Source organism: Streptomyces sp. NPDC024632, assembly GCF_055559175.1.
This window is the reverse complement of sequence record NZ_JBVHLD010000007.1, coordinates 127,555-143,817: the sequence shown is the minus strand read 5'-3', so window position 1 is coordinate 143,817 and position 16,263 is coordinate 127,555. Positions and strand designations below refer to the sequence as shown.

At 73.5% G+C, this 16,263-nt stretch carries 16 protein-coding genes; 6 read left to right on the top strand and 10 right to left on the bottom strand.

The features are described 5' to 3' along the window. Positions 1-72: 72 nt before the first annotated feature. Genes ACZ37P_RS16415 through ACZ37P_RS16400 form a run of 4 tightly spaced genes read left to right on the top strand, consistent with a single transcriptional unit; the run spans position 73 to position 2,583 of the window. Positions 73-615 carry a Na+/H+ antiporter subunit E gene (locus tag ACZ37P_RS16415; protein ID WP_355343191.1) on the top strand — a complete coding sequence of 181 codons (543 nt, stop codon included), beginning with the start codon at positions 73-75 and terminating at the stop codon, positions 613-615. Further along, positions 612-1,067, top strand: coding sequence for an MrpF/PhaF family protein (locus ACZ37P_RS16410; protein ID WP_467346937.1), 456 nt, complete (start codon positions 612-614; stop codon positions 1,065-1,067). The genes ACZ37P_RS16415 and ACZ37P_RS16410 overlap by 4 nt, the downstream gene beginning before the upstream one ends. Beyond that, on the top strand, positions 1,064-1,435 hold the full coding sequence (mnhG, locus tag ACZ37P_RS16405) for a monovalent cation/H(+) antiporter subunit G (RefSeq protein ID WP_355343185.1): 372 nt from the start codon (positions 1,064-1,066) through the stop codon (positions 1,433-1,435). Before ACZ37P_RS16410 ends, mnhG begins: the two co-directional genes overlap by 4 nt. Further along, on the top strand, positions 1,432-2,583 hold the full coding sequence (locus ACZ37P_RS16400; RefSeq protein WP_355343183.1) for a PP2C family protein-serine/threonine phosphatase: 1,152 nt from the start codon (positions 1,432-1,434) through the stop codon (positions 2,581-2,583). Before mnhG ends, ACZ37P_RS16400 begins: the two co-directional genes overlap by 4 nt. Here the strand turns inward: ACZ37P_RS16400 and ACZ37P_RS16395 are convergent. Next, complete coding sequence (locus tag ACZ37P_RS16395; RefSeq protein WP_467346935.1) at positions 2,570-5,566, bottom strand: FAD-binding and (Fe-S)-binding domain-containing protein; 2,997 nt, start codon at positions 5,564-5,566, stop codon at positions 2,570-2,572. The genes ACZ37P_RS16400 and ACZ37P_RS16395 overlap by 14 nt on opposite strands. Before the next feature lie 296 nt (positions 5,567-5,862). Between ACZ37P_RS16395 and ACZ37P_RS16390 the strand changes: the two genes are divergently transcribed. Next, a complete protein-coding gene (locus ACZ37P_RS16390) occupies positions 5,863-6,747 on the top strand; it encodes an ANTAR domain-containing protein (protein ID WP_467346933.1) in 885 nt (294 codons plus the stop codon). A gap of 198 nt (positions 6,748-6,945) precedes the next feature. After that, the gene (locus ACZ37P_RS16385) at positions 6,946-7,494 is read left to right on the top strand and encodes a hypothetical protein (RefSeq protein WP_355343174.1); all 549 of its coding nucleotides are present in this window, start codon (positions 6,946-6,948) and stop codon (positions 7,492-7,494) included. Positions 7,495-7,702: 208 nt separating this feature from the next. Here the strand turns inward: ACZ37P_RS16385 and ACZ37P_RS16380 are convergent, their stop codons facing one another. The 9 genes from ACZ37P_RS16380 to ACZ37P_RS16340 all read right to left on the bottom strand — a co-directional run bounded on the left by ACZ37P_RS16380 (position 7,703) and on the right by ACZ37P_RS16340 (position 16,244). Continuing rightward, positions 7,703-8,383, bottom strand: a complete 681-nt coding sequence (locus tag ACZ37P_RS16380) for a class F sortase (RefSeq protein WP_402713166.1) — start codon at positions 8,381-8,383, stop codon at positions 7,703-7,705. A 5-nt stretch (positions 8,384-8,388) separates the two neighbouring features. Beyond that, positions 8,389-9,003, bottom strand: coding sequence for a hypothetical protein (locus tag ACZ37P_RS16375; protein WP_391163940.1), 615 nt, complete (start codon positions 9,001-9,003; stop codon positions 8,389-8,391). A 224-nt stretch (positions 9,004-9,227) separates the two neighbouring features. Continuing rightward, entirely contained in the window at positions 9,228-10,007 is a 780-nt protein-coding gene (locus ACZ37P_RS16370; protein ID WP_355343169.1) for an HAD-IIA family hydrolase, read from the bottom strand. A gap of 253 nt (positions 10,008-10,260) precedes the next feature. Then, positions 10,261-11,349 carry a 2-aminoethylphosphonate ABC transporter substrate-binding protein gene (locus ACZ37P_RS16365; RefSeq protein WP_467346931.1) on the bottom strand — a complete coding sequence of 363 codons (1,089 nt, stop codon included), beginning with the start codon at positions 11,347-11,349 and terminating at the stop codon, positions 10,261-10,263. Between the two features lie 59 nt (positions 11,350-11,408). Beyond that, positions 11,409-12,206, bottom strand: a complete 798-nt coding sequence (locus ACZ37P_RS16360; protein WP_391163942.1) for an ABC transporter permease — start codon at positions 12,204-12,206, stop codon at positions 11,409-11,411. Next, positions 12,193-13,203 carry a 2-aminoethylphosphonate ABC transporter permease subunit gene (locus tag ACZ37P_RS16355; RefSeq protein WP_467346929.1) on the bottom strand — a complete coding sequence of 337 codons (1,011 nt, stop codon included), beginning with the start codon at positions 13,201-13,203 and terminating at the stop codon, positions 12,193-12,195. Before ACZ37P_RS16355 ends, ACZ37P_RS16360 begins: the two co-directional genes overlap by 14 nt. After that, a complete protein-coding gene (locus ACZ37P_RS16350; protein ID WP_467346927.1) occupies positions 13,196-14,353 on the bottom strand; it encodes an ABC transporter ATP-binding protein in 1,158 nt (385 codons plus the stop codon). Before ACZ37P_RS16350 ends, ACZ37P_RS16355 begins: the two co-directional genes overlap by 8 nt. Beyond that, the gene (locus ACZ37P_RS16345) at positions 14,350-15,120 is read right to left on the bottom strand and encodes a phosphonatase-like hydrolase (protein WP_467346926.1); all 771 of its coding nucleotides are present in this window, start codon (positions 15,118-15,120) and stop codon (positions 14,350-14,352) included. Before ACZ37P_RS16345 ends, ACZ37P_RS16350 begins: the two co-directional genes overlap by 4 nt. 5 nt (positions 15,121-15,125) lie before the next feature. Then, complete coding sequence (locus ACZ37P_RS16340) at positions 15,126-16,244, bottom strand: TIGR03364 family FAD-dependent oxidoreductase (RefSeq protein ID WP_391047079.1); 1,119 nt, start codon at positions 16,242-16,244, stop codon at positions 15,126-15,128. Between the last annotated feature and the right edge of the window lie 19 nt (positions 16,245-16,263).

The window sequence follows — 16,263 nt, the reverse complement described above, 5'->3', positions numbered from 1 at the left end:
AACACAACGGCCGGAACGTGACACCCGTGTCGTAGGCGCGTCACACGTGTCCGGTCTGCGAGCATTCGGCGGGTGCGTACCCTGCGGAGAATCCAGTGGCCGCTGGTGCTCTGGCTGGCCGTGGTCTGGGTGCTGCTGTGGGGAAAGGTCACCGCGGGCAATGTGCTGACCGGCCTGGCCGTCGGCGTCGTGCTCTGCCTGGCCTTCCCCCTCCCGCCGCTCGAACTCGAACTGCGGCTGCACCCGGTGGGCCTGGTCCGCTTCGCCGCCTACTTCCTGGCCGATCTGACGGTGGCCGGGCTGCGTACGGTCTGGCAGATCCTCACCCCGTCGCCGCTGCCCTGCGCGGTGCTCGCCGTACCGCTGCGCTCCCGCAGCGACTTGATGCTGACCGCGACGGCCGTGGCGGTCTGCGCGGTGCCGGGCAGCGCCGTACTGGAGATCCAGCGCTCCACCGGCACCCTCTTCGTCCACGTCATGGGCTCCGACAGCGCGGGCACGGACCAGGCCCGCGCCGAGGTCAGACGCCTGGAGCAGTTGGTGGTACGGGCGTTCGGCACCCGCGCGGAGATCGCGGACCTGACGGCCCCCGAGCCGGGTACGGGTGCGCCGTGAACTGGGTGACGGGGGTGGTGCTCGCCCTGCTGGTCGCCTCCGGCGTGATGGTCTTCGTCCGGCTGGCGCGCGGCCCCTCGATGCTGGACCGGGCGGTGGCGGTGGACGCGCTGCTGGCGGTCGTGGTGGCCGGACTCGGCGCGCGGGCCGCCGAGGCGCGCACCCCGTACACCCTGCCGGTGCTGCTGGTCCTGGCCTTCCTCGGCTTCACCGGCTCGGTGGCCAGCGCCCGCTTCATCGCGGTGCGCGGCGCGGAGCCCCCGGAGCGGCCGGGCGGGCAGGAGCCGGCGGGGTCAGGGGAGCCAGGAGGGCCGGGGCGGCCGGGGGAGCCGGTGGAGCCCGAGGGGGCCGAGCGGACCGAGCGGACCGAGCGGACCGAGCGGACCGAGCGGCCGAAAAGGGATGACGGCCGGGAGGGCACGGCCGCTGACGGTGAGGAGACGGGCGGATGAGCTGGACCGCGGTGGGCGACTGGGCCGCGGCAGTGTGCCTGCTGCTCGGCGCGGGGCTGAGCTTCGTGGCCGGGGTCGGGCTGCTGAAGCTGCCCGACACCCTCACCCGTATGCACGCGGCGACCAAGCCGCAGGTGCTCGGGCTGCTGTTGGTGCTGCTCGGGGTCGCCCTGCGGTTGCGTTCCTGGGTGGATCTGGGAACGCTGGTACTGATTGGCACGTTTCAGCTGATGACTGTGCCGGTCGCGGCTCATATCGTGGGCCGTGCGGCGTACCGCACGGGCCAGGTGGACGGCGACCGGCTGGTCCTTGACGAGTTGGACGAGCGGCTGACCCGGCCGGAAAGGCCAGATAGGTTCACCGTGTGAAGAATGTCCGCGTGGTCAGGGCGCTACAGCATGTGGAGGACGAATACCTGTCACGTATGGGTATGTCGCTCCCCCTGCTGGTCATCGCGCTGGTCGTGATCGCCGATCTCGCGGCGGGCCGGGACCACTTCATCACGCCGGGCATCGTCGCCGCGCCGCCGCTGGCCGCGATCACCGTCAACTGGCGGCGGACCCTGTTCATCGGCGTGCTGGGCCTGATCGTCCAGGCGGCGCTCGCGCCCTACGACGGCATCGCCGAGATCCCCGATCACGACGTGTTCTTCGGCCAGGTCTTCGCGTACGGCTCGGTGACCCTCTTCAGCATCTACATCGCCTGGCGCCGCGAGACCGGCGCGAAGGCGTTCAGCGCCATCACCTCCGTCGCCGAGGCCGCCCAGCACGCCCTGATGCGCCCGCCCGCCCCGCGCGTGGGCGGTATCCAACTGGCCGTGCGGTACGTGTCGGCGGCCGACGCGGCGCAGATCGGCGGCGACCTGTACGCGGTGCTCGACACCCCGTACGGCGTGCGGGCGCTGATCGGCGACGTGCGCGGCAAGGGCCTGGGCGCGGTGCAGACCTCGGCGGTGGTGCTCGGTGCCTTCCGCGAGGCCGCGTTCGACGAGGGCGGACTCGACCGGGTGGCGCGCCGGGTGGACATCAGCGTCGGCCGGCATGTGACCGGCGGGGACTTCATCACGGCGCTGTTCGCGCAGTTCGACAAGCCGGACAGCGTGGAACTGCTGCACTACGGCCATGTGCCGCCGCTGCGGGTCTCGCGGGACGGCGAGGTGGAGACGCTGTACCCGAACGAGCCGTGGCTGCCGCTGGGCCTGGCCGACATGGTGGCCGAGGGGCCCACCCCGTGGCGGGTGCCGCTCATGCCGGGCGACGTGCTGGTGCTGTGCACCGACGGGGTGATCGAGGCCCGCAGCCCGCGGGACAACTCCTTCTACCCGCTGGCCGAGCGGGTCGGCCGCCTGGTGGCCGGTGCCTCGTACGACCTGGACGACGCCGTGGAGCGGGTCTACAGCGACCTGCTGGAGCACGCGGGCGGCTCGCTCACCGACGACGTGGTCCTGCTGCTGCTCGCGCCCCAGCAACGGCCCCTGCCGGCCCACCCGCAGGACCCGCCGCTCAATCCGGTGTGACCGCTGTCGTCGTGTCCCGGGCGTCCGGCGCGGGCGCCGCGTGGGTGACCGGCAGGCCGCGTGTCGCGCGGTCCAGCGCGATCAGCACCGACTCGTACGCCTCGCCCGTGGCGTGTTCCATGCCCAGCTCGCACATCCGGTTCGCCGACAGATACGCGTCGTAGCCGCGCGCCGCGACCTCCTCGGCCTCGGGGCGCGTCGCGGCCTCGGTCAGCTCCTCGTGCAGCATCCCGCGGTCGCCCGCGAAGGCGCAGCAGCCCGCGTCGTCGGGTACGACGACCTCGCGGGCGCAGGCCCGCGCGACGGTCTCCAGCGCGCCGGTGTCGCCGAGGTGCCGCATCGAGCAGGTCGGGTGCAGGACGGCGGACGCGACGGTGTCGGTGACCGTCAGCCGCGGCAGCAGGTGCTCGGCGGCCCAGACGACGGAGTCGATGACGGTCAGCTCGCCGTGCAGTTCACGGTTGGCGTCGGAGAGGTACGGCACGACGTCGCGGGCCAGGCCGAGCGTGCAGGAGCTGGCGTCGACCACGATCGGCAGCCGTCCGCCGCCGGTCCACAGCCAGGCGGCCTCCACGATCCGGTTGGCCATCACCGCGTTGCCCGCCAGGTAGCCCTTGGAGTGCCAGATGGTGGCGCAGCAGGTGCCCGTGACGTCGTCCGGGATCCACACCGGGCGGCCGGCCCGCGCGGAGACGCTGACGACGGCCTGCGGCAGCGACCCGTACCGGGTGGCCGGGACGCCGAAGACGCGGTTGACGCACGCCGGGTAGTACACGGCGGTCGCGCCGTCCTTCTCGGTGCGGGGCAGCCGGGGGGCGGCGCCGGGGATCTCGGGGAGCCATTCGGGTATCAGGTCCGGGCGTACGGCCCTGCGGGCCAGGCCGGTGCCCGCGGTCAGCGGGCGGTCGCCGACCCGGTCGCGTACCGCGTCGGCGGCGGCCACCGCGGCGCGGGCGGCGCGTTCCGCGGCCTTCCAGTGGGTGGCGACGGAGGCGGCGACCCGCTCCTCGGTACGGGAGTGCCCTGCGTGCCGGAAGTCCCGCATCATCGCGCCGGTGTCGATGCCGACCGGGCAGGCCAGCGCGCAGGTGGAGTCGCCCGCGCAGGTGTCGACGGCGTCGTATCCGTACGCGTCCAGGAGCGCCTGGAGGACCGGGGAGCCGGGCGGCTGGCGGAGCATCTCGCGGCGCAGCACGATCCGCTGTCGGGGAGTGGTGGTGAGGTCGCGGCTGGGGCAGGTGGGCTCGCAGAAGCCGCACTCGATGCAGGCGTCGGCGACGGCCTCGATGGCCGGGATCGTCTTGAGGCCGCGCAGGTGGCCGCGCGGGTCCAGGTCGAGGACGACGCCGGGGGCGAGGACGCCGTCCGGGTCGAGCAGCCGCTTGACCCGCCACATCAGGGCGGTGGCCTTCGCGCCCCACTCCAGTTCGAGGAAGGGCGCGATGTTGCGGCCGGTGCCGTGCTCGGCCTTCAGCGAGCCGTCGAACCGCTCGACGACGGTGTGGCAGAAGTCGTCCATGAAGGCGGCGTACCGCTCCACGTCGGCGGGGTCGGCCGCGTCGAAGGTCAGCAGGAAGTGCAGATTGCCGTGCGCGGCGTGGCCCGCGACGGCCGCGTCGAAGCCGTGCCGCTCCTGGAGTTCCAGCAGCTCGGCGCAGGCGTCGGCGAGCAGCTCCGGCGGTACGGCGAAGTCCTCGGTGATCAGCGTGGTGCCCGACGGGCGGGCGCTCCCGACGGCCGCGACGAAGGCTTTGCGGATACGCCACAGGCCGGCGATCCGCGCCGGGTCGCGGGTGAAGGCGTTGTCCGCGGACGGTACGGGCGTGACCAGGCCGAGGTCGTCGCAGACCCGGACGGCGGCCCGCTCGTACGCGGCCAGCTCCGTGTCGTCGGCGGCCCGGAACTCCACCAGCAGCGCGGTCGTCTCGCGCGGCAGCGCGGCCCACTCCCCCGGCACCTCGGGCACGCCCACGGCGGCCCGCAGGGTGTTGCCGTCCATCAGCTCGACGGCCTCGGCCCCCGCCTGGTTGAACAGCGGCACGGCCGCGGCGGCGGCGGGCAGCGTCGGGAAGAACAGCAGGGCGGCGGTGGCCGCCGCGCGTATCGGCAGCGTCTCGAAGACGGCCTCGGCGACGAAGCCGAGGGTGCCCTGCGAGCCGACCATCAGACCGCGCAGGATCTGCGCGGGCGTCTCGGCGTCGAGAAAGGCGTCGAGCCGGTAGCCGTTGGTGTTCTTGATCGCGTGCTTCGCGCGAATCCTGGCGGTCAGCTCCTCGTCGGCCTCGATCTCGTCCCGCAGGTCGAGCAGGCCCTGGCACAGCTCGGGCTCGGCGGCGGCCAGCGCCGCGTCGGCGTCGGGGTCGCCGGTGTCCACGAGGGTGCCCGACGGCAGGACGACGGTCATCGAGGTGACCGTGCGGTACGAGGTGCGGCTGGTGCCCGCGGCCATCCCGGACGCGTTGTTGGCGACGACTCCGCCGACCGTGCACGCGACGGCGCTGGCCGGGTCGGGGCCGAGCACCCGGCCGTGCCGGGCCAGGGTGGCGTTGGCCCGCGCGAGTACGGTGCCGGGCAGGATACGGGCCCGCGCGCCGTCGGCCTCGACCTCGACGCCGCTGAAGTGGCGGCGCACGTCCACCAGGATGTCCTCGCCCTGCGCCTGGCCGTTCAGGCTGGTGCCCGCGGCTCTGAAGACCAGGTGGCGGCGCTCGCGGCGGGCGTAGGCCAGCAGCCTGACGACGTCCTGCGCGCTCTCGGGCAGCACGACGGCCTGCGGCACGAAGCGGTACGGGCTGGCGTCGGAGGCGTAGCGCACGAGGTCGGAGACGCCGGTGAGGACCTTCTCCGCGCCCAGCAGCTCGGTCAGCGCGGCCTTGAGGCCCTGCGGTGTGCCGGTGGCCCGCGACTCCTCCACCCGGTCGGGCGCGGCGCTCGCGGGCGGCACAGGGCGCAGTGCCTCGCCCTTCGGATCGGGCACGGGCATCCGGACCTCCTCGGGCGGACCGTGGGACGTGGTGGCTTCCGGTTCTCGGTCGTGGGCGCTGGGCTCGCGGCGGTTCTCGGGTCGGCGGCTCCGGGTGCTCGGTACTCGGCTCTCGGTGCTCGGGAGGAGCCCACCGATTGCCAAGGTATGACGGACTCCGCGTTCCCGCTCGCCCCGCGGGCCCCGCGCTGCTCCGCCGTCTCCGACCTACGGCGGAGGCGCCGCGCCGACCCGACGGCGGATACTCGGCTGCGAGTCCGGCAACGGGGGCCGGGCACGAACGGGGAGCAGCGAGAATGAGCCACAGCGCGCCAGGTGATCCTTCCGGCCCTCCCACGAAGGGTCCCGCCACGAGCGGCCCCGCCTCGAACGGTCCGGCCTCGAACCGTCCCGCCTCGAACGGTCCCGCCACGAGCGGCCCTTCCGGGGTCCGGCCCGGCGCTCCCTCCGACTCCCCGGCGCCCGAGCCGTACGCCGCCGCGCTCGGGGCGGCCTTCGTGGCCGTGGCCGACACGCTCGACGGGGGCGGCGCGGTCGGGGACGTGCTGGTCGGGCGGTGTGTCGGGGTGCTCGGGGCGGCGGCGGCCGGGCTGCTGCTGGTGGCGGAGTCGCGCGGGAGCGCGGAGCCCGAGGTGGTCGCGGTCACGGACGAGGCCGTACGGGCGCTGGTCGCCGCCGAGGGCCCGGGCCGGGAGTGCCACCGCGCGGGCGCGCCGGTGCGCGCCGACGTGCTGGGCGCGGCGGCGGGCCGGTGGCCCGATTTCACCGGGGCCGCGCTGGCCGCGGGCTACGGCGCCGTCCTCGCCGTCCCCATGCGCTGGCGCGAGGAGACCATCGGCGCCCTGACGCTGTTCCGTACGGCGCCCGGCCCGCTCCCCGACGGCTACGCCGAGCTGGCCCAGGCGCTCGCCGACGTCACCACCATCGGGGTGCTCCAGCGCCGGGTCAGACGGCAGCGCGAACAGCTCGCCGACCAGCTCCAGTCCGCCCTGGAGAGCCGGGTCCTGGTCGAGCAGGCCAAGGGACTGCTCGCCGAGCGCTGGCAGGTGAGCGTGGACGCCGCCTTCACCGCGCTGCGCAGCCACGCCAGGACACGCCGCATCCGGCTGTCCGACCTGGCGCAGGGCCTGCTCGACAGCACGGTGGACGCGGCGGAGCTGCGCGGGGGCCCCGGCCGGTGACGCCGCCCATGCCGCGGCCGGTGACGTCGCATTGCGTAGAGAACGTGTAACCAACCGTCATATTCCCTCTGGTGCGCGGGAGTTCGGTGTTCTAGGGTGTGGGGCACTTCGCGGCCCGCGACCCCGGTCGCGGCGCTCAGACCCGTACTCTCCCGTCCGCTCAGGCACGGCCCGACGACGCCAGGACTTGGTTTGCCCATGGTCAAGCTCGCGGCATCCGCGTACCTCCCCCCACGCGAAGCCGACCGCCCGGTGCTCGACGTGTCCTGGACCTTCTCCGTCGGCCGCCTGCCCGGCAGCGACGAACTGGCGGCCCGTATGACCCGCGCCGCCCTCGACACGCTCGGCGGCCCGTACGGCGGGATCGGCGCCCTGATCACCGACGCCACCTCACTGGCCTGCGCCTACCTGGTCGCCCACAGCCTGGCCCGGCGCTACCGCGTCACCCTGGGCGTGGACGGCGGGCACTGCGCGGTCGCGGTCACCGACTACGGCTACGACCACGGGCTGCCCGGCGACGGCGCGGAGCCGGTGCCGGAACCGGCCCGCGACGAGGCCAGGGACCTGTGCAGGCGGCTCGCCGAGGCCGCGGCCCACCCGGTGACGATCGACGGGGTCCAGGTGCACCACGCCGTGGACGGCGCCGTGCTCATCCGCTTCAGGACCCAACTGCCCCACGCCCCCACGGTTCCCCCCACTCCCCCGGCCGCGCCGGACGCCTCCCGCAGTCCAGGCGCCCGAGGGTGAGGAGCGCCCGGCCGGGCGGCTTCGCGGGGGAGGCGAGCCACCGGCCGGGCGCGGTACGCACCCCGGGAGGGATGCGGGTCTCGACACGCGTGCCGGGCCGTCCGCGTGCCGGGCCGTACGTGCGTCGGGTCGGACGCCGTCGGGCCGTACGTGCGTCGGGCGCACGCGCCTCGGGCCGTACAGCGTGCGTCAGGTCGTACTGCGTGCGTCAGGTCGTGCGGTTGCCGGTCAGCGCCGCGAAGACCACGACGTTCGCCGAGTACGCCTGCTTCTCCTTGTCGAAGGAGCCGCCGCAGGTGATCAGCCGCAGTTCCGGGCGCCCGGAGGACCCGTACACCCGGTTGGCGTCGAAGTGGTCCTTCTCCACCACCTCGACGCCCTCGACGGAGAATTCGGCGACCGTGCCGTCCGCGCGGGTCACCTCCACCAGCGCGCCCGGCTCGACGGTGCTCAGCCCGTAGAAGACGGCCGCGCGGGTCTCGGTGTCGACGTGGCCGACGATCAGCGCCGCGCCCGCCGTTCCCGGCGACGGTCCGTCGCGGTACCAGCCCGCGACGTCCGGGGTGGCGTACGGCGGCGGGTCGACCGCGCCGTCCTTCAGGCCGCGGCCGACGAGCTTGGCGTGCAGCCCGATCGAGGCGATGTCGATGCGCAGCGGCGTGGAGGCGGCCATCGGCAGGTGGGGGGCGTAGACCTCGCGCGGGCGGTCGGCAGCGGCGGCGGCCAGCGCCCGGCCGCCGGGGGTGGCCTCCGTGCCGCTGCCGCCGCCGTCGTGCCCGAACAGCCAGGCCGCGAGCAGCACGAGGGCGACGGCCGCGGTCGTCCAGGTCCTGTTGTCGGGCCGTGGACCGTCCTCGCCGCCGCCCGCGGCCTCCGCCCCTTCCGCCATGCCGGTCAGCCGCGGTCGGAGCTGCGGCGCCGGTGGATCACGAGGCCCGCCAGGCCGATGGCCGCGAAGCCGCCGGTGACCAGCAGCGCGCTGGTGTCGGAACCGGCCGTGCCGGGCCCGGCCGCGAGCTGCGCGGTACCGCCGCCGCCCGCGGGGACGGGCGCGATCGGCAGCGAGGTGCTGGCGCCGGTGACCGTCACGGACGCGGACGCGGAACTGGAGGAGCCGTTGCACTCGACGGAGATCTCATACGAGCCGTCGACCGCGTCGGACTTGATGAACGCGGTGCCTTCGAGCGAGTGGGAGCCGTCGCTCGCCGGGGCGAGGGTGACGGTGTCCACGAAGACCTCGGCGCTGGCGCGGGCCTTGCCGCCGGACTTGCAGGAGGTCTCCAGGTGCAGGCTCACGACACCACCCGGCGCCACGCTGGCGGGCGACACGTCCATCGAGTCCGAGGAACTGGACGACGAGGACGAGGACGACGACGAGGAGGAAGAGGACGACGATCCCCCTCCGCCCGAGTCGGCGATCGCCTGGCTGGGCAGCCCCGAGGCGCCACCGAGCGCGAACACTCCGACGGCACCGGCTGCGGCGATGACGGGCAGTTTCAGACCGAACATGGAGACCTCCGCTCGTCCGGGAGCGGGGACTCGCGCCCGGTGCTTACGAACATCCCTGCGACGGCCGCCGCCCGCACCCCGAGGGGCGCCTCAATCGTCCATCAGGGTGAGGGACGCTCTACGGAGAGTGACGAATCGGTGTGTCGGCTCGGCTTTCCCGGGCCCGGGGCTCCGGGGGCCGCGCGCCGGCTCGGGGGCCGGCGCTGGGGGCTGCGGGCCGGGGCTCAGATCTCCGACACGAGGTCCGCGATCGAGTTCACGACGCGCGAGGGGCGGAAGGGGTGGCGGTCGATGTCGGCGGGCGCGGTGAGGCCGGTCAGCACCAGGAACGTGGTCATGCCGGACTCCAGGCCGGCCAGCACGTCGGTGTCCATCCGGTCGCCGATCATCGCGCTGGTCTCGCTGTGCGCGCCGATCGCGTTGAGCCCGGCGCGCATCATCAGCGGGTTGGGCTTGCCCACGAAGTAGGGGTCCTTGCCGGTGGCCTTGGTGATCAGCGCGGCCACGGAGCCGGTCGCGGGCAGCACGCCCTCGGGGGACGGCCCGGTCTCGTCGGGGTTGGTGCCGATGAAGCGGGCGCCGTTGTTGATCAGCCGGATCGCCTTGGTGAGCGCCTCGAAGCTGTAGGTGCGGGTCTCGCCGAGGACGACGTAGTCCGGGTCGGTGTCGGTGAGGATGTAGCCGACGTCGTGCAGGGCGGTGGTCAGCCCCGCCTCGCCGATCACGTACGCGGTGCCGCCGGGGCGCTGGTCGTCCAGGAACTTGGCGGTGGCCAGCGCGGACGTCCAGATGTTCTCGACCGGTACGTCGAGACCCATGCGGGTCAGCCGGGCGTGCAGGTCGCGCGGGGTGTAGATGGAGTTGTTGGTGAGCACCAGGAAGGGCTTGCCGGACTCCTTCAGCCCCTTGATGAAGGCGTCGGCGCCCGGGATGGGCGTGCCCTCATGGATCAGCACCCCGTCCATGTCGGTGAGCCACGACTCGATGGGCCTGCGTGTCGACACGGGTTCCGCTCTCCTGTTCCTCGCACAGCTCGCGCCCGGGGCATCCGCTCGCGGCATCCGCGCGCCGCTTCCGCGCACGGCTTCAGCCCACGGCCTCAGCACGCCGGCTTCTGCCCACGGCTTCACTCACCAGCGTAGCCGGGGCGGATGGCACCCGCCCCGGCCGTCTCGCGTGCTGGTCGGCCGCCGCGTCACGGCGGTCCCCCGGTCAGCCAACGGCCGGCTGACCGGTGACCTGCCGCTCGGCCAGGAGTCAGCTTCCGGTGGCGGTCTTCCACGCGTCCACGTAGTCGGTCAGGTGGGCGTCGATGTCGGACCAGTCGGGGGTGAAGACGTCCACGCCCGACATGATCTGCTTGAGCTCGGCGGCGTTGGCGTCGGTCGCGGTCACGTCGGTGCGGGCCGCGAAGCCGCCGCCGATCGAGGAGACCTCCTGCTGGACCTCGGTGGTCAGGAAGTAGTCGAGCAGCTTCTTGGCCGCGTCCTCGTGCGGCGCGTTCTTCACCAGCCCGGCCGCGTACGGCAGCGCGAAGGTGGTCGGCTTGCCCGAGGCGTCGGCGGCCGGGAAGAAGATGCCCTGGTGCGGCATCGTCGCCTGGTCCGCGTAGTTCATCTGCACATCGCCGTTGGCGACCAGCAGTTCGCCCTTGTCGACCTTGGAGGCGAGCTGGCCGGTGGACGCGGACGGGCCGACGTTGTTGGCCTGGAGCTTCTTCAGGTACTCCATCGCCGGGGCCTGGCCGCCGAAGTCGTGCATGGCCTTGATGACGACGGCGGTGCCGTCGCCCGCGACACCGGGGGTGGAGTACTGGAGCTTGTTCTTGAACTTGCCGTCCAGCAGGTCGTTCCAGGTCTTGGGCGGGGTCGGCAGTTCCTCGGTGTTGTAGATGAAGCACAGGTAGTTGTTGACGATCGAGGTCCAGTTGCCGTCCGCGCCCTTGTCAGCGGCGTCGACTTTGTCGGAACCGGCGGGCTTGTACGTGGTCAGCAGCCCCTTGGCGTCGGCCTGCTGGATGAAGGGCGGCAGCGTGACGATCAGGTCGGCCTTGGTGTTGGACTTCTCGCGGATCACGCGCTGCACGACCTCGCCCGAGCCGCCCTCGACGTAGTTGACCTTGATGCCGGTCTTCGCCGTGAAGTCCTTGAACACCTTGTCGTAGAAGCCGTCCCCGGCCTCGTTGTGCAGGCCGTCGGCGCTGTAGACGGTGACCTCGGTGGACGCCTTGCCGTCCGAGGAACCGGAGCCGGAGTCGGAGGAGCCGCCGCAGGCGGCGAGGGCGAGACCGAGCGTGAGGGTGCCGGCGACGGCGGTGAGCGGGGTGATGGGGCTGCGCTTGCGCATGGCAGGTCGAACTCCTTGCTGGGTGTGGTCAATCGGGAAGGAGAAAGGGGAAAAGGGGGTCAGCGGTAGGAGGCCCGGGTGCGGACGCGGGACATCCCGAGCAGGACGAGCAGGGTCGTCACCATGAGGACGACGGCCAGGGCGGCGCCCGAGTAGAGCGAACCGCGGTTCGTCGCGCCGTAGATCTGGACCGGCAGCGGCAGCCAGTCGGGCGGGTAGAGCATCATCGTGGCGCTCAACTCGCCCATGGACAGGGCGAAGCAGAGTCCGGCGGCGGCGGTGAGCGAGGGCAGCAGCAGCGGAAGCCTGATCCGCCACAGCACGTACGCGGGCCGCGCGCCCAGGCTCGCGGCGCTCTGCTCGTACGCCGGGTCAAGGCGGACGAGCGCGGCGCTCACGGACTGGTAGGCGAAGGCGGTGACCAGGACGGTGTGGGCCAGGATCACGATCTCGCGGGTGCCGTTGAGCAGCAGCGGCGGCTTGGAGAAGGCGACCAGCAGGGACAGGCCGACCACGACGGACGGCACGGCGACGGGCAGCATGAACAGGGTGTCGAGCAGGCGCCGTTGCCAGCCGCGCAGGCGTTCGGCGGCGAGCGCCGCCCAGCCGCCGACGAGCAGGGCCAGCACGCTGGCGGCCAGCGCCGTCCACAGGCTGGTGGTCAGGGCGTGCGCCGAGTCGCCCTTGGTGATGTCCTGATAGTGCGTCAGCGTCGGGTGGGACGGGAAGGCGCCGCTCCAGTTGGTGGCGAAGGACGCCATCAGCACGACGAGGAAAGGCAGCGCGAAGACCGGCAGGAACAGGACGAAGAAGACGGCCCAGGCCGTCCAGCGACCGCTGCGGCTATGCACCAGCACGGCGGGCACCTCCGGTGAAGCCTCCTGCGAGGGTGGTGGTACGGGCCACGACAGCCCGGTAGAGGCCGTAGAGCGTCACCGACAGCACGACGGCGACGACCGCGACGACGCACGCCCCCGGGTAGTCGCCGTCGAGGATCGCCTTGCTGTAGACGAGCATCGGCAGGGTGGTGACGCCTTTGGCGCCGGTGAAGAGCACGATGCCGAACTCGTTGAGGCACATGACCAGGACGAGGCTGCCGCCCGCCGCGAGCGACGGCAGCGCCTCGGGGAGGATCACCTGCCGTACGATCCGCGGCGCCCGCGCGCCCAGCGACGAGGCGACCTCCAACTGGGCGGTCTCCACCTGGGAGAAGGCCGCGAGCAGCGGGCGCATCACGAAGGGCGTGAAGTACGTGATCTCCGCCAGGAGTACGCCCCACGGTGTGCGCAGGAAGTCGATCGGGCCGCTGCCGCTCGCGCCGCCCGTCACGTCCGTCCACAGGCCGTTGGCCATGCCGACGGTGCCGTAGAGGAACAGCAGCGCGAGGGTGATCAGGAAGGAGGGGAAGGCCAGGAAGATGTCGATGAAGCGGCTGAGCGCCTTGCCGCCGGGGAACGGCACGAAGGCGATCACCAGGGCCAGGACGAAGCCGAGGACCAGACAGCCCGCGGTCGAACCGACCGCGATCCACACGGTGTTCCACAGCGCCTTGCGGAACGACTCCTCCGTGAACACGTCGGTGTACGCGGACACGGAGTGGCCGCCGCTGTCCGGTGAGAGGGACTGCTTGCCGACGAGGAAGAGCGGATAGAGGAAGAAGAAGCCGATCGCGGCCAGGGGCGGCAGGGCCCAGAGCGGGCCGGGCACGGTCAGCCGCCGCGAACCGCCCTTGTCCGCGGCGGACGTGGCGGTGCGCGCGGCCGGTCGGGCGTCCGCTGTGGCGTCCGGTGGGGTGTCCGGTGTGGCGCCCGGCTTCGTTTCCGGTACGAGCGGCGCCTGCGTCGTCCTAGCCAACGCCGACACCTCCCGCGCCGAGCCCCGCGGGCAGCAGCACCGCGTCCTCGGCCGCGAAGGTCAGCCCGACCTCGTCGCCCGCCCGCGGCGGCTGCCGCAAGTCCCCTACGTCGGCGCGCAGTTCGTGCCCGTACGCCGCGACGAGCAGCCGGTGCGTGTGGCCGCGCCACTGCACGGCGGTGACGGTGCCGCGCAGGACGTTGCCGCCGCCTTCCCCGGATGCGGCGGCCAGCCGCAGCGCGTGCGGGCGGACGCACAGCGTCGCCTCGGCGCCCGGCGCCGGGCCGTCCGTACCGCTCGCGGCCACCTGGAGGGTGGTGTCCGCCAGCCGTACGGCGCCGTCCTCCCCCGCCCTGACGTTCAGCAGATTGGCGTTGCCCACGAAGGAGGCCGTGAAGGCCGTGCGCGGGTGCCGGTAGAGGTCGTGCGGGGTGCCGCAGTCCCGGAGCCTGGCCTTGTCCAGGACGGCGATACGGTCGGCGAGCGTCAGCGCCTCGATCTGGTCGTGGGTGACGTACAGGATCGAGACCTCGGGCAACTCGCGGTGCAGCCGGGCCAGTTCGGTGAGCATCCCGGAGCGGAGCTGCGCGTCGAGCGCCGACAGCGGCTCGTCGAGCAGCAGCACCCCCGGCCTGATCGCCAGCGCGCGGGCGATGGCCACGCGCTGCTGCTGCCCGCCGGACAGCTCCCGCGGATAGCGCCGGGCGTACGCGGCCATGCCGGTCATCTCCAGCGCGTCCGCCACCCGCCCGGGCACCTCGCCGCGCGGCACCTTCTGCGCCTTGAGCCCGAACGCCACATTCTGGTCCACCCGCAGATGCGGGAAGAGCGCGTACTGCTGCACCACCATCCCGATGCCCCGCCGGTACGGCGGCAGGTCCGTCACGTCCCGTCCCCCGATCACCACCCGCCCGCTGACCGGCCGCACGAACCCCGCCACCGCCCGCAGCGCCGTCGTCTTCCCCGACCCCGACGGGCCGAGCAGCGCCATGACCTCCCCGCGCTCGACGGTCAGGTCGAGCGAGTCCAGCACCGTCTGGCCGTGGTAGGCAACGGTCACCTGCGCGAACCGGATGCCCGCGGGGCCGGTCGTGCCCGCGCGCGGGGGCGCGGGCGTCGGCTCCGCCGCCGGGTGGTCGGCGGCGGTCATCGCGGGGTCTCCCGGCGGGCGACGGCGGCGGGGAGTTCGGCGATCGAGGCCAGGACGTGGGTGGCGCCCGCGGCGATGAGCTGAGCCTCGGTGTGAGCGCCGGTCAGGACGCCCGCGACCAGCGGGGCGCCCGCGCGGACGCCGCTGAGCATGTCGTAGGCGGTGTCGCCGGCCACCGCGACCTGGCGGACGGAGTCGGTGCCGGTGCGCAGCAGCGCGGTGAGCACCATGTCGGGGTAGGGGCGGCCACGGCCCGCGTCGGCCGGGCACAAGGTGAGGTCGGCGACGTCGCGCCAGCCGAGCGCGTCGAGGATCGCGTCCTGCGTGACGCGGGAGAAGCCGGTGGTCAGGACGACCTTGCGGCCCGTCTCGCGCAGCGCGTCGATCGTCTCGCGCGCGCCGGGCAGCGGCGCGCACCGGCCGCCGTCGACGAGTGCGGCGTACGCGGTCTCGAACGCCGCGTTGCCGCGCCGTGCCGCCCGCTCGTCACCGAACAGGGCGCGGAAGACGGTGATCTTGGACTCGCCCATCGTGGCGCGTACGTAGTCGAGTTTGGCGCTGTGGTCCGCGCTGCCGGGCTCGACCCCCAGCTCCTCGGCCGCCCGCGAGAAGGCCAGTTCGACCAGCCCGTCGTCGGCGACGGTGGTCCCGGCCATGTCGAGGACGACGAGCCGCAGGTCGGACGTATCGCCTGGGGCGGAGGCGGAGGCGGCGGGTCCCGGCTCCGTGGGTGCGGGGGCGGCGGCAGCCGCCGTGGTCTCGGTCATGTCGTTCACCAGCCGATCTCGTTCGCGGTGTCCTCGCCGATCGCCGGGGAGCAGGTCATGCCGCGACCGCCGGGGCCGGTGACCAGCCACACGCCGTCGCGTACCTGCTCGCGGTGGACGACCCGGGTGGTGTCGGCGCACTGCGCGTACACCCCGGCCCAGCGGCGGCGGATCTTGGGCAGGGGGCGGCCGAGGAGTTCGGCGGCCCGTTCCAGCAGGTGGTCGTACGGGTCCTCGATCACGTCGAAGGCGAAGGCTTCGTCGTATTCGTGGGTGTCGCCGATGGTGAGGCCGCCGTCGAGGCGCTGGACCATGAGCAGTTGCATGCGGTGCTCGGCGGCGACCGGCGGCTGCGGCTGGCCCGCGCGCAGGGCGTCGAGCGCGGCGCCGTCGTAGGCGGGGTAGTAGCGGAAGCTGTCGGCGTCGGCGACGGAGGTCGTCAGCGGTTCGCCGAGCGGGTCGGTCTGCGCCATCTGGAGCCGGACCCTGCGTACCGGCAGGCTCGGCGCGAGTTCCTTGACGAGACCGGTCAGCCAGGCGCCGGTGGCGACGACGACGCTGTCGGAGGCGTACGACGTGCCGTGGTCGTCGCGGACCAGGCCGGTGTCGACGTCGCGGACCTCGCGGCCGGCGACGAAGGTGTAGCGGCCGGTCGCTTCGAGGTGGGCGCGCAGGGCGGGCAGGGCGACACGCGACTCGACGGCGGCGTCGCGCTCGCAGAGCAGGGCGCCGAGGAGTTCGCCGCGCAGGGCCGGGTTGTGGGCGGCGACCTCGGTGGGCGACAGCCACTTGTAGCCGCGCTCGGCGGCGTCGGGGCGGCCCAGGACGTCCTCGGCGACGGCCCGCTCGGCCGGGGTGCGGACCACGGTGAGCGAGCCGTTGGCGCGGAAGCCGACGCCGGGCACGCGGGCGCCGATCCCCTCCCACAGCTCGCGGGCGCGCAGCGCGGTCTCCAGTTCGGCACCGGCCGCCCGGCCGCCGACCCACACGAGGCCGAAGTTGCGCACGGACGCGCCGCGGGCCTCCCGCTCGCGCTCCAGGTGGACGACCTCGTGGCCGCGGTTGACTGCGTGCCAGGCATGCATCGTGCCCAGCGCTCCGGCTCCTACGACAGTGACTCTCACGCCGTCGAGATTCGCGGCG